The sequence below is a fragment of the Citrobacter sp. Cpo221 genome, assembly GCF_030332345.1.
Lineage (GTDB): Bacteria > Pseudomonadota > Gammaproteobacteria > Enterobacterales > Enterobacteriaceae > Citrobacter > Citrobacter portucalensis.
Window position 1 is genome coordinate 1 of sequence record NZ_JAOWIA010000010.1, and the last position, 12,803, is coordinate 12,803.

A 12,803-nucleotide genomic window follows, 5' to 3' on the forward strand; every position below is an offset into this window, starting at 1 on the left:
TAATTAAAGTGAAGAAGCCCATCCTGCCGGATGGGCTTTTTTGCGTCTGTGCGGGATGAAAACCGCCGGATGCGGCGTGCAGGGGCTGGGCTGAATGTATTTTGTAGGCCTGATAAGCGCAGCGCATCAGGCGCATCACAACACCACGGTTACCATCTTATCCATTGCGTAACAAAATCAGCAAGTTGCTGTATATCGTTGATGTCTAACAATGGAACATCCACCGCCAGCGGAACATCACTGGCAACCGCGATAACATATTCGTCTATCGCCAATTCTTCAGGACTATGCCCGCAACCGTCGCGAAAAAGCACGATCTTAGCGACAGGTTCATGCTTAAACCCTTCAACCAGCACTAGATCCAACGTCGCTGCATCCATCCGGCTTACCAGATACGCTAAATCCAGTTCGGGCTCTTCCGGTGTTTCTACCATTAATGCCCAACGTTGCTGGCTGGCGACCAGCGTTTGTGCTGCACCGGCTTTGCGCAGTTCATAACTATCTTTACCGGGCTTGTCGACATCCATATTGTGATGAGTATGTTTAATCAATCCGGGACGTATACCTCTGGCACGTAGTTCCGGGATCAACTTTTTGAGCAGCGTGGTTTTTCCCGTGCCGCTCCATGCCGCAATGGCGAGTAATGGGATCATGATTTTTCCTGCCATTTTGCGAGCTCTTCGGGGGTATTCACGTTTACGAACGCATCTTTATGATCGCTGAAATCGACAGCATGACCGCCAGCCAGACGCATAAAGACCATAACGCGTCGTTCACCAGACTGAAGATAATCCTGCAGCAAAGGCTGCATAGAGCGGTGCATCAGCGCAATGGTTGGGTGATCTCTTTCCCCATCATGCACCCAGACAACCGGTGCAGCTTTGCGCTGCTCTTTTAAACGAGCGACCAGATCGTGAGGAATATAGGGCATATCGCACGGGCAAAACAGAAACCACTCCCCCGTTTGCTGCAGGAATACCGATAGCATCCCGGCCAGTGGGCCAGGGAAATCGGCCAAGGAATCGGGAATAACTTTCAGGCCGCTTTGCTGGTATATATCCCGGTGGCGATTGGCATTAACCACCACGGTTTCGACCTGCAAAGCGAGAATGTCGGCCACATGCCGCCAAAGAGGTTTACCGTCCAGTTCAAGCAGACCTTTATCGGTTCCACCCATCCGTCTGGCCTTACCGCCAGCCAGCACAACCCCTGTTATTGCACTATCCAGAATCACTGATATCGCCTCTTTTAATGTGGGATTGACCCTGCTAACGTATCTGTATTGAGCCTAAGGAGCACAACCATGAAATGTAAACGTCTGAATGAAGTTATTGAACTCCTCCAGCCAGCCTGGCAGAAGGAACCCGATCTTAACCTGATGCAATTTTTGCAGAAACTGGCGCAAGAGTCAGGTTTTGACGGCGAACTGGCGGATTTAACTGATGACATTCTGATCTATCACCTGAAAATGCGAGACTCAGCGAAGGATGCTGTCATTCCAGGTATTCAGAAAGATTATGAAGAAGATTTTAAAACTGCACTACTCCGCGCTCGTGGTGTAATTAAAGAGTAAAAGCTTGTAATCGCCGCCACCGAAAGCGCTGCGAAATGATATCCTGAATCATTCGTAGTATTTTCCGGATGATGGGATGAACGACAACGCTTTTAATTTCCAGACGCTACACCCGGATACCATCATGGATGCACTGTTTGAGCAGGGGATCCGGGTGGATTCCGGGCTTACCCCGCTTAACAGCTATGAAAACCGTGTCTATCAATTCCAGGACGAAGACCGTCGACGCTTTGTCGTTAAGTTTTATCGCCCTGAACGTTGGTCTGTCGATCAGATCCAGGAAGAGCACCAGTTTGCTCTGGAACTGGTAAGCGATGAAGTCCCGGTAGCTGCGCCGTTGGTACTGAACGGCCAAACGCTGTTAAGCCACCAGGGTTTCCATTATGCGATCTTCCCCAGCGTCGGTGGACGCCAGTTTGAAGCCGACAACATCGATCAGATGGAAGCGGTGGGGCGCTATCTCGGGCGTATGCACCAGACCGGAAGCAAGCGTATTTTTACCTTCCGCCCAACGATTGGCCTTGAAGAATACCTGACCGAACCGCGTAAAGTTTTTGAACACGCACAGCTAATCCCATCAGGGCAAAAAGCGGCATTCCTGAAGGCAACGGATGCGCTTATCGCGATCGTTACCGAACGCTGGCATACGCGTTTTACCACATTACGCCTGCACGGTGATTGTCATGCCGGTAATATTCTGTGGCGCGATGGCCCGATGTTTGTCGATTTAGATGATGCCCGAAACGGTCCGGCTATTCAGGATTTATGGATGCTCCTCAATGGTGATAAAGCTGAACAACGTATGCAGCTGGAAACCATTATCGAGGCTTATGAAGAGTTTAGTGAGTTCGACACCTTTGAAATCGGACTGATAGAACCTTTACGCGCTATGCGTTTAGTTTATTATCTTGCCTGGCTAATTCGACGTTGGGCTGACCCTGCATTTCCAAAAAATTTCCCGTGGTTAACTGGGGAAGATTACTGGCATCGTCAGACCGCGACCTTTATTGAGCAGGCAAAAATTCTGCAAGAGCCCCCCTTACAATTAACGCCAATGTATTAATCGGAGAAACTTGAACATGAAAAAAATATGGCTGGCGCTGGCTGGTATGGTCTTAGCTTTTAGCGCATCTGCAGCGCAGTTCCAGGATGGTAAACAATACATCACCCTGGAGAAGCCTGTTGCGGGTGAACCGCAAGTGTTGGAGTTCTTCTCCTTCTACTGCCCGCACTGCTATCAGTTTGAAGAAGTGCTTCATGTGTCTGATAACGTGAAGAAAAAACTGCCGGAAGGCACCAAGATGACCAAATACCACGTCGAGTTTCTCGGGCCTTTGGGCAAAGACCTGACGCAGGCATGGGCGGTTGCAATGGCGCTGGGTGTTGAAGATCAGGTCACTGTTCCGCTGTTTGAAGGGGTTCAGAAAACCCAGACCGTTCAGTCTGTTGCTGATATCCGTAAAGTGTTTGTCGATGCGGGTATTAAAGGCGAAGACTATGATGCGGCATGGAACAGCTTCGTAGTGAAATCTCTCGTGGCACAGCAGGAAAAAGCAGCGGCTGATTTACAGCTGCAGGGCGTTCCGGCGATGTTCGTGAATGGTAAATATCAGGTAAATCCGCAAGGCATGGATACCAGCAGCATGGATATCTTTGTACAACAGTATGCGGATACCGTGAAATACCTGGTCGGTCAGAAGTAAAAGCAAAAGCCGGTCACTGACCGGCTTTTTTATTTTGAGGCTTTAATCGCGTCGAGCTGCGCGTCTTTCTCACTCCACAGCGTATTCAACCACAGCTGAAAGCGGCGCTTGAATGCCTTATCGTTCACGTAATCACCGTGTAACTCTTCATGGATTGGCTCCAGATTCACCCGCACGACAATCCGCGTTAGCTTACCGCTCAGCATATCGTAGAACGGTCGGCTACTGTTTTCCGGATAGCACAACGTGACGTTCAACATTTTATCGAACTGTGACCCCAGTACGTTCAATGCCATTGCAATACCTGCCGCTTTAGGAGGGAGCAGGTTTTGATAAGGAGAGCGGGTTTGCTCACGTTTATCTTTGGTAAAGCGTGAACCTTCGACAAAATTCACAATGGTTGTCGGGTGTACGCGAAACTTCTCGCAGGAACGACGCGTTGTTTCGACATCTTTACCACGGCGTTCCGGATGGCGAAGCAGATAGCCACGTGAATAGCGTTTCATAAACGGCATATCCAGCGCCCAGCAGGCCAGGCCAATAAAGGGCACCCAGGCCAACTGCTGCTTGAGGAAATATTTATTCATCGGGATGTGCTTACGGAACAGAACGCAAAGCACAACGATATCGGCCCAGCTGTAATGATTACAAATGAGCAGATACCAGTTTTTCTTGCTAAGACCTTCCAGCCCTTCAACATCCCACTTCAGCCGCGGATTAAGGTGCAGCAGTAGCGCCAGACCTTCACACCAGCAGTACATCATGAAATTACAGAAGACGGAAACCTTGCGCCAGACGACAGGAATGGGCAAAAGGAGTTTCACAACTCCGGCAAGGATGATCGGCACAGAACAAAAAATCGTGACCAATATGGTCAACACGATACTCAGCAACAGCGTTATCGCAGCGAGTATTCTCGTCATAATTAAATTATTCAAAAGGTTAGCCATAGACAGTGCGCGAAAGAGGCGCAAGGGGCTGATTTTATCAGAAAACGAACCAAATGATGGATCTTCCCTGAATAGAAAAAAAGAGAATATCTATCCACATCAGGATATAAGCTGAAAAAATGGAATAAAATGCTGTGCGTTAATTTAACCTTTTGAAAAATATATATAAATATAATGAAGCATTAATTTCCTTGCTATATTTAAAGAGCTGAAAATTATTTATTCACAAAGTTATCCACAGCTGTCTTTGCGAGCAAAGCAGAAGATCTGCAAAAGTTTTTCGACAAATGCGGCGAAAAACTCATGTTTTCATCCTGTCTGTGGCATCCTTTACCCATAATCTGATAAACAGGCACGGACATTATGGTTCAGATCCCAGAAAACCCACTTATCCTTGTAGATGGCTCATCTTACCTGTATCGCGCATACCACGCGTTCCCACCGCTGACTAACAGCGCAGGAGAACCTACGGGCGCGATGTACGGTGTCCTCAACATGCTGCGTAGCTTGATTCTGCAATATCAACCAACCCATGCTGCGGTGGTATTCGACGCCAAGGGTAAAACCTTCCGTGATGAATTATTCGAACATTATAAGTCTCACCGCCCACCGATGCCGGACGATCTGCGTGCGCAGATTGAACCTCTGCATGCGATGGTAAAGGCGATGGGGCTGCCACTGTTGGCTGTTTCTGGCGTGGAGGCGGACGATGTTATCGGTACGCTGGCGCGGGAAGCAGAGAAGATCGGTCGCCCGGTGCTGATTAGCACCGGTGATAAAGATATGGCTCAGTTAGTGACGCCGAATATCACCCTTATCAACACCATGACCAATACGATCCTCGGCCCGGATGAAGTTGTGAATAAGTACGGCGTCCCGCCGGAACTGATCATCGATTTCCTGGCGCTGATGGGGGATTCCTCAGATAACATTCCTGGCGTTCCAGGCGTAGGCGAAAAAACCGCTCAGGCACTGCTGCAGGGGCTGGGTGGGCTGGATACCCTCTATGCCGAATCAGACAAAATAGCGGGGCTGACCTTCCGTGGTGCGAAAACCATGGCGGGCAAACTTGAGCAGAACAAAGAGGTGGCGTACCTCTCTTATCAATTGGCTACCATCAAAACGGATGTTGAGCTGGAATTGACCTGTGAGCAGCTGGAAGTCCGTCAGCCCGCTGCAGAAGAACTGCTTGGCCTGTTTAAACAGTATGAATTCAAACGTTGGGTTACTGACGTTGAAGCAGGTAAATGGCTACAGGCAAAAGGAACGAAGCCGGCGGCAAAACCACAAGAAACTATTGTCGTCGATGAAACGCCTGAGGAGCCGGCTACGGTTCTTTCGTACGATAACTATGTGACGATTCTGGACGAAGCGACGCTGGAAGCGTGGATCGCTAAGCTTAAAAAAGCACCTGTCTTTGCCTTCGATACTGAAACTGACAGCCTGGACAACATTTCCGCGAATCTGGTTGGCCTGTCTTTTGCCATTGAACCGGGTGTGGCGGCGTATGTTCCTGTTGCCCACGATTACCTGGATGCCCCTGACCAGATCGCGCGCGACCGCGCGCTGGAGCTGCTAAAGCCGCTGCTGGAAGATGAGAACGCGCACAAAGTCGGGCAAAACCTGAAGTACGATCGCGGCATCCTGGCGAACTATGGCATCGAGCTGCGCGGCATCACTTTTGACACCATGCTCGAATCCTACATTCTTAACAGCGTCGCTGGACGACACGATATGGACAGCCTGTCGGACCGCTGGCTGAAACATAAAACCATCACCTTTGAAGAGATCGCTGGAAAAGGCAAAAATCAGCTGACCTTTAACCAGATAGCACTGGAAGAGGCCGGTCGTTACGCTGCGGAAGACGCCGACGTTACGTTACAGCTGCATCTGAAGATGTGGCCAGAATTGCAGCAGCATAAAGGGCCGTTGAACGTCTTTGAAAATATCGATATGCCGCTGGTGCCGGTTTTGTCTCGCGTTGAGCGCAACGGTGTGAAAATCGATCCGGCTGTTCTGCACAAGCATTCAGAAGAGCTGACGCTGCGTTTGAATGAGCTGGAGCAAAAAGCGCACGAGATCGCCGGAGAAGCGTTTAACCTCTCTTCCACTAAGCAACTGCAAACTATCCTGTTTGAAAAGCAGGGTATTAAGCCGTTGAAGAAAACCCCAGGCGGCGCGCCATCAACGTCGGAAGAGGTACTGGAAGAGCTCGCGCTGGATTACCCATTGCCGAAAGTGATCCTGGAATATCGTGGTTTAGCAAAACTGAAGTCGACCTATACGGATAAGCTTCCGTTGATGATTAACAAGAAAACCGGACGCGTGCACACCTCCTACCATCAGGCGGTTACCGCCACCGGGCGCTTGTCTTCAACGGATCCAAACCTGCAAAACATCCCGGTACGTAATGACGAAGGTCGTCGTATTCGTCAGGCGTTCATTGCGCCAGAAGACTACGTGATTGTCTCTGCGGACTACTCACAGATTGAACTGCGTATCATGGCGCACCTTTCACGTGATAAAGGTCTGCTTACCGCGTTTGCCGAAGGGAAAGACATTCACCGCGCAACGGCGGCTGAAGTCTTTGGTTTACCGCTTGATTCCGTGACCAGCGAACAACGCCGCAGCGCGAAAGCCATCAACTTCGGTTTGATCTACGGGATGAGCGCCTTTGGTTTGGCGCGCCAGTTGAATATTCCGCGCAAAGAAGCACAGAAGTACATGGAGCTCTACTTTGAACGCTACCCAGGTGTGTTGGAATACATGGAACGTACCCGCGCGCAGGCGAAAGAGCAAGGCTATGTAGAAACGCTGGAAGGTCGCCGTCTCTATTTACCGGATATTAAATCCAGTAATGGTGCTCGTCGCGCTGGTGCTGAACGTGCGGCCATTAACGCCCCGATGCAGGGAACTGCCGCAGATATTATCAAGCGAGCCATGATTGCTGTGGATGGATGGCTGCAAACCGAGCAACCGCGCGTGCGCATGATCATGCAGGTACACGATGAACTGGTGTTTGAAGTGCACAAAGATGATCTGGAAAGCGTCTCTAAAAAGATCCACCAACTGATGGAAAACGAGACCCAGATTGACGTGCCGTTGCTGGTGGAAGTCGGGAGTGGTGAAAACTGGGATCAGGCGCACTAAGGGTTTACTTAATAACGCCCCTTTTTCGTAACTAAGCAACATAAGAGAGAGCTTTTTGTGATGTCCATTAGAATTCCCTATGTAAGGAATGAAAAAAAATTACAAAAAGTGCTTTCTGAGCTGCTCAAAAAAGAGTAAAGTTATTCTCGTAGGGTACAGAGGTAAGATGTTCTATCTTTCAGACCTTTTACTTCACGTAATCGGATTTGGCTGAATATTTTAGCCGCCCCAGTCAGTAATGACTGGGGCGTTTTTTATTTTGCTCGTCATACTTCAAGCTGCATACGCGTTGGCTTCCTCGCTCACCCCAGTCACTTACTTATGTAAGCTCCTGGGATTTGCTGCGTCGCCGCCTTTATGCAACTCGAATTATTTAGAGCAAAAATAAAGATCTGTAGGCCGGATAAGACGCGCAGCGGCGCCATCCGGCATATCGGTGGGTTATTCCCCGTCCTGCTCCTCTTCAACCGGTGCCAGTTCACTAAACCAGCTATCCAGTTTTTGCCGCAGTTTGTCCACACCCAGTTTTTTCAGCGATGAAAATGCTTCTACCTGCACGTCACCGTTAAATGCCAGTACGGCTTCACGTACCATATTCAGCTGCGCTTTGCGTGCACCGCTGGCCAGCTTATCTGCTTTAGTCAGCAGTACCAGAACCTGAACGTTGCTCTCAACCGCCCACAGGATCATCTGTTGATCGAGATCTTTTAACGGGTGACGAATATCCATCAGTACCACCAGACCTTGCAGGCTCTGACGCTTTTCCAGATATTCAGCCAGCGCGCGTTGCCATTTACGCTTCATCTCTTCTGGAACTTCGGCATAACCGTATCCTGGCAAATCGACCAGGCGTTTGCCGTCAACGACTTCAAACAGGTTGATGAGCTGTGTACGACCCGGCGTTTTAGATGTACGCGCCAGACCTTTTTGATTCGTCAGGGTATTTAGCGCACTGGATTTGCCTGCGTTGGAACGGCCAGCAAAAGCCACTTCGATACCGGTATCGGAAGGTAAGTGGCGAATATCAGGCGCACTCATCACAAAGTGCGTCTGTTGATAATTCAAGTTAGTCAAAGCAGTCCTCTCCATCAATCAGGGCTTTGCAGCGATTATACCTGAACCCCAGCAAAAGGCTGGTTTTTCGACGAGTGGGCTGTGTAAGTAAAAACCCCGCGCTTTGTGAGACATTGCCGACAGTTTCTATACGAGATGACAGAGTAAAAAATGACAGAACTAAAATAAATCATATGGTTACATTTGGGCGCTATTCTTAAAATCAGAAATTGTTACCCAGGTTACTTGTACGTTTAAACCAAAACGGTAAAGTAGCGTCCATAGCGAGGAAGCTGAAAGGATAGATGACTCAGGATGAGGGTCAGGAGCGCCAGGAGGCGAAGACACAGGATTGTCAGGAAGACAAACGTCCGGAGACGTTAGTAAAAGGAAATGGAAACAACACGGAATGTTACAGGCTAAGGGAAAAACAGGGTGTGTTGATAGCCAACAGGGATTGTAGAGCCCGTAAGGGTTGAGAGTCAGGAAAAAAGGCGACAGATTACTCTGTCGCCTTTTTTCTTTATTTCTGCTAGATTCCGGCGCAATTATATACTGAATAAAAACAGCCAAAGACGAATCATGATGAAACCAACTTCTACACCACGCGGTAAAGGTCCTGCAAAAGCGCGTCGTAAAACACGCGAAGAAATTAACCAGGAAGCTCGCGACCGTAAGCGCCAGAAAAAACACCGTGGTCATGCGGCAGGTAGCCGTGCGTCCGGTAGCGAAGGCGCATCTGGTGGCGGAAACCAAAATAAGCAAAAAGATCCTCGTATTGGCAGCAAAACCCCCATTCCATTGGGCGTGACCGAAAAAGTCACCAAACAGCACAAACCGAAGAGTGAGAAACCTATGCTTTCACCACAGGCTGAGTTGGATTTACTGGAAACGGATGAGCGCCTGGATGCGCTGCTGGAGCGTCTTGAAGCAGGAGAAACCCTGAGCGCGGAAGATCAGTCCTGGGTTGATGCCAAGCTGGATCGCATCGATGAGCTGATGCAAAAGCTGGGTCTTTCTTACGATGACGAGGAAGAAGAGGAAGAAGAAGAAAAGCAGGAAGACATGATGCGCCTGCTGAAAGGCGGCAACTAACGGTTTTACACCGTGGGTCTTCCCGTCCTGCTTATAACCCTTCCGGTTATATGTTATCTGGTGTGGTTATTCGTTAAACTACAGCGGTTGTCGCGGCGACAGAAGTGGCTGCGCAACCGACTTATCACCCGTACTGGGGTTAAGTCGGTACGCCGTACCCGCCAGAGACGCCATCGGAAGGAGTGAGCATGTCAGAGCAGTTAATAGACTGGGACCTGGCCCTGATCCAGAAATATAACTATTCCGGGCCACGATATACCTCGTACCCGACCGCGCTGGAGTTTTCTGAAGACTACGGCACTGAGGCATTTCTAAAGGCCGTGGCGCGTTATCCTGAGCGTCCTCTCTCGTTGTACGTTCACATCCCGTTCTGCCACAAGCTGTGCTACTTCTGCGGCTGTAACAAGGTCGTGACTCGCCAGCAGCATAAAGCCGATCAATACCTCGATGTCTTAGAACAAGAAATTATTCATCGCGCACCGCTGTTCGCCGGACGCCATGTCAGTCAGCTGCACTGGGGCGGCGGCACGCCAACGTACCTGAATAAAGCGCAAATCAGCCGTTTGATGTCGCTGCTACGTGGCAACTTTAACTTTAACGACGACGCCGAAATTTCGATCGAAGTGGATCCGCGTGAAATTGAGCTGGATGTGCTCGATCATTTACGCGCTGAAGGTTTTAACCGCCTGAGCATGGGGGTGCAGGACTTCAATAAAGAAGTTCAGCGCCTGGTGAACCGTGAGCAGGATGAGGAGTTTATCTTTGCGCTGCTGAATCATGCGCGTGAGATTGGCTTTACCTCAACGAACATCGATCTGATTTATGGTTTGCCAAAACAGACGCCGGAAAGTTTCGCCTTCACCCTGAAACGCGTTGCTGAGCTGAATCCAGACCGACTGAGCGTCTTTAACTACGCGCACCTGCCGACGCTGTTTGCCGCTCAGCGCAAAATTAAAGATGCCGACCTGCCCAGCGCGCAGCAGAAGCTGGATATCCTGCAGGAAACCATCTCTTCACTGACCGAAACCGGTTATCAGTTCATTGGTATGGATCACTTTGCTCGCCCGGATGATGAGCTGGCGATTGCTCAACGCAAGGGTGTGCTGCATCGTAATTTCCAGGGGTATACCACCCAGGGTGATACCGATCTGCTGGGAATGGGCGTGTCAGCCATTAGTATGATTGGTGACAACTACGCGCAGAACCAGAAAGAGCTGAAGCGCTATTATCAGCAGGTAGACGAGCAGGGGAACGCGCTGTGGCGCGGAATTGCCCTGACCCGCGATGACTGCATTCGTCGTGATGTTATTAAGCTCCTGATCTGCAACTTCCGCCTCGACTATGCCGCTGTGGAACAGCAATGGGATCTGAACTTCGCTGACTATTTTGCCGAAGACCTGAAACTGCTGGCACCGCTGGCGAAAGATGGGCTGGTAGATGTGAATGAGAAGGGGATTCAGGTCACGCCGAAGGGCCGTCTGCTGATCCGTAATATTTGCATGTGCTTCGATGCGTATCTGCGCCAGAAAGCGCGGATGCAGCAATTCTCGCGGGTGATTTAACGCTTTTCCGGGTGGCGCTTCGCTTATTGTGCCTACGAAAATCTCAATACGTAGGTCGGGCGAAGCGCCACCCGGCGAACCCGCTAGCTGAAAAGCCCAACAAGCGCTGCGCACAATACTGCGGCGACCGCAGTTTGTGGCGTATGGCTTTCGACTGCACCGCTCGACAGCAGATTAATGATTGATTCCAGCATGATGACTTCCCCCCCGTTTTCCGGGCACGATCATACTTAACTCATCGGAACAGTAAAGCGCAAAATAGCAGCTATTTGCGCTCAATTATTAATCTTTACACAGTGACGATATGTCACTCCATTCCGAGTTCTTTTAGCTTACGCGTCAAGGTATTACGACCCCAGCCGAGCAAGCGTGCCGCTTCCTGTTTATGCCCCTGAGTATGACGAAGCGCGGTAGTCAACAGCGTGCGCTCCAACTCTGGTTGGGCCTCAGAAAGCAAGTTTTGATGACCGGAGCGTAATGCCCGATCCGCCCACTGTGCCAATAGCGTTGCCCAACTATCCGGCTGCATATGGGACGGTGCGTCTGGCACAGAGGTTTCAAACAGCTCGGTTGGTAAGTCCTGAATCAGTACTTCCTGCCCGGCAGCCATTACGGTTAACCAGCGGCAGGTGTTCTCAAGCTGACGTACGTTACCCGGCCAGGCCAGACGGGTGAGCGCAGCCTCGGTTTCCGGGTGTAATTGTTTGGCTTCCACCCCCAGTTCGCGGGCGGCCTCCTGCAGGAAATGACGCGCCAGGCGGGGGATATCTTCCCGACGTTCGCGCAGTGGTGGCAGATGTACCCGAATAACGTTCAGCCGATGGAATAAGTCTTCACGGAATTTGCCTTCCTGCACGCGTAGTTCAAGGTTTTGGTGTGTGGCGGCGATAATGCGTACATCTACCTTTACGGGCGCGTAACCGCCAACACGGTAAAACTGTCCATCGGCTAATACGCGTAATAAACGCGTCTGTACGTCCAGCGGCATATCGCCAATTTCATCGAGGAACAGCGTACCGCCGTCTGCCTGTTCAAAGCGCCCCTGACGAATGGTATTCGCCCCGGTAAACGCGCCTTTCTCGTGACCAAACAGCTCAGATTCGATCAAATCTTTCGGAATAGCCGCCATGTTCAGCGCGATAAACGGCGCTTTGACGCGCGGGCTATGACGGTGCAACGCATGGGCGACCAGCTCTTTACCGGTCCCTGACTCTCCGTTTATCAATACGCTGATTGACGATCGGGACAGGCGGCCAATAATGCGAAAGACATCCTGCATTGCCGGCGCTTCGCCGATGATGTCGGTTGTGGGGCCGTTAATCTGAACATTGCGCGGCTGCTGCTGTTCCTGATAATGGCTGATGGCGCGCTCGACCAGCGCCACGGCTTCATCAATATCAAAAGGTTTAGGCAGATAATCAAACGCCCCTTGCTGATAGGCGCTGACGGCGGCATCCAGATCGGAGTGCGCGGTCATTATGATGACCGGAAGCATCGGATGCCGCTGTTTAATCTGTTTTAACAGCGTCAGGCCGTCCATACCCGGCATGCGGATATCCGACAACAGCACGTCCGGCGTTTTGCTGGCCAGCGCGTCCAGTACCTCTTTACCACTTTCAAATGTGGTACAGCTTAGCCCTGCCCCTGCGAGCGCACGTTCAAGCACCCAACGGATGGAACTATCGTCATCAACGACCCAGACTATTCCTCGTTGCAT

13 protein-coding genes and 1 pseudogene are annotated in these 12,803 nt (G+C 50.6%); 8 read left to right on the forward strand and 6 right to left on the reverse strand.

Features of this window, described 5'->3' with window-relative positions; all coding sequences use genetic code 11:
- Window positions 1-149: 149 nt before the first annotated feature.
- Together mobB and mobA are read right to left on the reverse strand one after the other, a co-directional pair.
- Entirely contained in the window at window positions 150-668 is a 519-nt protein-coding gene (gene mobB, locus OGY72_RS00040; RefSeq protein WP_103015350.1) for a molybdopterin-guanine dinucleotide biosynthesis protein MobB, read from the reverse strand.
- Entirely contained in the window at window positions 650-1,234 is a 585-nt protein-coding gene (mobA, locus tag OGY72_RS00045) for a molybdenum cofactor guanylyltransferase MobA (RefSeq protein ID WP_003028614.1), read from the reverse strand. The genes mobB and mobA overlap by 19 nt, the downstream gene beginning before the upstream one ends.
- Before the next feature lie 69 nt (window positions 1,235-1,303).
- On the opposite strand from mobA, the gene OGY72_RS00050 reads away from it, so the two are divergent.
- The 3 genes from OGY72_RS00050 to dsbA all read left to right on the forward strand — a co-directional run bounded on the left by OGY72_RS00050 (window position 1,304) and on the right by dsbA (window position 3,276).
- Window positions 1,304-1,573, forward strand: a complete 270-nt coding sequence (locus OGY72_RS00050) for a YihD family protein (RefSeq protein WP_003028616.1) — start codon at window positions 1,304-1,306, stop codon at window positions 1,571-1,573.
- Window positions 1,574-1,649: 76 nt separating this feature from the next.
- Window positions 1,650-2,636, forward strand: a complete 987-nt coding sequence (locus OGY72_RS00055; protein WP_149385181.1) for a serine/threonine protein kinase — start codon at window positions 1,650-1,652, stop codon at window positions 2,634-2,636.
- Between the two features lie 16 nt (window positions 2,637-2,652).
- Window positions 2,653-3,276: a thiol:disulfide interchange protein DsbA gene (gene dsbA / locus OGY72_RS00060; RefSeq protein WP_003028621.1), complete on the forward strand. Its 624-nt coding sequence runs from the start codon at window positions 2,653-2,655 to the stop codon at window positions 3,274-3,276.
- A 13-nt stretch (window positions 3,277-3,289) separates the two neighbouring features.
- On the opposite strand, the pseudogene yihG reads toward dsbA, so the two are convergent.
- Window positions 3,290-4,226: pseudogene (yihG, locus tag OGY72_RS00065) on the reverse strand (1-acylglycerol-3-phosphate O-acyltransferase, YihG family).
- 363 nt (window positions 4,227-4,589) lie between these two features.
- Here yihG and polA point away from each other — a divergent pair.
- Entirely contained in the window at window positions 4,590-7,376 is a 2,787-nt protein-coding gene (gene polA / locus OGY72_RS00070; protein ID WP_286545943.1) for a DNA polymerase I, read from the forward strand.
- Between the two features lie 166 nt (window positions 7,377-7,542).
- Window positions 7,543-7,590 (forward strand): small protein SpfP, encoded by a 48-nt coding sequence (spfP, locus tag OGY72_RS24865; RefSeq protein ID WP_071892919.1) that lies wholly within the window; start codon window positions 7,543-7,545, stop codon window positions 7,588-7,590.
- Between the two features lie 227 nt (window positions 7,591-7,817).
- Here the strand turns inward: spfP and yihA are convergent, their stop codons facing one another.
- Window positions 7,818-8,450 (reverse strand): ribosome biogenesis GTP-binding protein YihA/YsxC, encoded by a 633-nt coding sequence (yihA, locus tag OGY72_RS00075; RefSeq protein WP_063941722.1) that lies wholly within the window; start codon window positions 8,448-8,450, stop codon window positions 7,818-7,820.
- A 284-nt stretch (window positions 8,451-8,734) separates the two neighbouring features.
- Between yihA and OGY72_RS00080 the strand changes: the two genes are divergently transcribed.
- From OGY72_RS00080 to hemN, 3 genes are all read left to right on the forward strand, one after another.
- Window positions 8,735-8,908, forward strand: a complete 174-nt coding sequence (locus tag OGY72_RS00080; protein WP_122973887.1) for a hypothetical protein — start codon at window positions 8,735-8,737, stop codon at window positions 8,906-8,908.
- Between the two features lie 106 nt (window positions 8,909-9,014).
- Complete coding sequence (yihI, locus tag OGY72_RS00085; RefSeq protein WP_003028627.1) at window positions 9,015-9,524, forward strand: Der GTPase-activating protein YihI; 510 nt, start codon at window positions 9,015-9,017, stop codon at window positions 9,522-9,524.
- Window positions 9,525-9,712: 188 nt separating this feature from the next.
- Window positions 9,713-11,086 carry an oxygen-independent coproporphyrinogen III oxidase gene (gene hemN / locus OGY72_RS00090; RefSeq protein ID WP_286545947.1) on the forward strand — a complete coding sequence of 458 codons (1,374 nt, stop codon included), beginning with the start codon at window positions 9,713-9,715 and terminating at the stop codon, window positions 11,084-11,086.
- Between the two features lie 83 nt (window positions 11,087-11,169).
- Here hemN and OGY72_RS00095 read toward each other — a convergent pair whose 3' ends face one another.
- The gene (locus OGY72_RS00095) at window positions 11,170-11,280 is read right to left on the reverse strand and encodes a YshB family small membrane protein (RefSeq protein ID WP_020996121.1); all 111 of its coding nucleotides are present in this window, start codon (window positions 11,278-11,280) and stop codon (window positions 11,170-11,172) included.
- A 113-nt stretch (window positions 11,281-11,393) separates the two neighbouring features.
- Window positions 11,394-12,803 carry a nitrogen regulation protein NR(I) gene (gene glnG, locus OGY72_RS00100; RefSeq protein WP_079939351.1) on the reverse strand — a complete coding sequence of 470 codons (1,410 nt, stop codon included), beginning with the start codon at window positions 12,801-12,803 and terminating at the stop codon, window positions 11,394-11,396.

What these genes read in the sequence shown, in the direction of transcription:
- mobB (WP_103015350.1), bottom strand. Translation starts at nt 668, where the DNA reads ATGGCAGGAAAAATCATGATCCCATTACTCGCCATTGCGGCATGGAGC.
- OGY72_RS00050 (WP_003028616.1), top strand. Translation starts at nt 1,304, where the DNA reads ATGAAATGTAAACGTCTGAATGAAGTTATTGAACTCCTCCAGCCAGCC.
- OGY72_RS00055 (WP_149385181.1), top strand. Translation starts at nt 1,650, where the DNA reads ATGAACGACAACGCTTTTAATTTCCAGACGCTACACCCGGATACCATC.
- dsbA (WP_003028621.1), top strand. Translation starts at nt 2,653, where the DNA reads ATGAAAAAAATATGGCTGGCGCTGGCTGGTATGGTCTTAGCTTTTAGC.
- polA (WP_286545943.1), top strand. Translation starts at nt 4,590, where the DNA reads ATGGTTCAGATCCCAGAAAACCCACTTATCCTTGTAGATGGCTCATCT.
- OGY72_RS00080 (WP_122973887.1), top strand. Translation starts at nt 8,735, where the DNA reads ATGACTCAGGATGAGGGTCAGGAGCGCCAGGAGGCGAAGACACAGGAT.
- yihI (WP_003028627.1), top strand. Translation starts at nt 9,015, where the DNA reads ATGAAACCAACTTCTACACCACGCGGTAAAGGTCCTGCAAAAGCGCGT.
- hemN (WP_286545947.1), top strand. Translation starts at nt 9,713, where the DNA reads ATGTCAGAGCAGTTAATAGACTGGGACCTGGCCCTGATCCAGAAATAT.
- OGY72_RS00095 (WP_020996121.1), bottom strand. Translation starts at nt 11,280, where the DNA reads ATGCTGGAATCAATCATTAATCTGCTGTCGAGCGGTGCAGTCGAAAGC.
- glnG (WP_079939351.1), bottom strand. Translation starts at nt 12,803, where the DNA reads ATGCAACGAGGAATAGTCTGGGTCGTTGATGACGATAGTTCCATCCGT.